At 63.9% G+C, this 335-nt stretch carries 1 protein-coding gene; it reads left to right on the forward strand.

Annotated features, from left to right (window positions below; translation table 11 throughout):
- Positions 1-30: 30 nt before the first annotated feature.
- Positions 31-335, forward strand: a 305-nt coding sequence (locus tag D9V41_RS17100) for a ParA family protein (protein WP_243697332.1), incomplete at its 3' end; no start/stop codon positions are given.

Here is a 335-nt window from a genome sequence, read left to right on the forward strand (position 1 = left end):
GTACCTACCAGCGGGATCGCACTCGGCTATGTGCGTGACGAGCTCGTGATCGCGGGTGCCGGCCGTGAAGGCCGAATCAGGGAGGCCCTCGAGGACGTCTCAGAGGACTACGACCTGATCCTCATCGACTGTGCGCCCTCGCTGGATCAGCTCACCATCAACGGGCTCACCGCCGCCCATGGGGTCATCGTCGTCACCCACTCGCGCCTGTGGAGCGCAAACGGCTTGGCGCAGCTCCTACAGACCATTACGAGTGTCCGTGAGCACTACAACGCGACCCTGAGGGTCGCCGGAATCATCGTGAACCAGCACGAGGACAGCACAGTCGGGGGACG

Origin of the sequence: Aeromicrobium phragmitis, from assembly GCF_003674095.1 — a bacterium.
Taxonomy (GTDB): Bacteria; Actinomycetota; Actinomycetes; order Propionibacteriales; family Nocardioidaceae; genus Aeromicrobium; species Aeromicrobium phragmitis.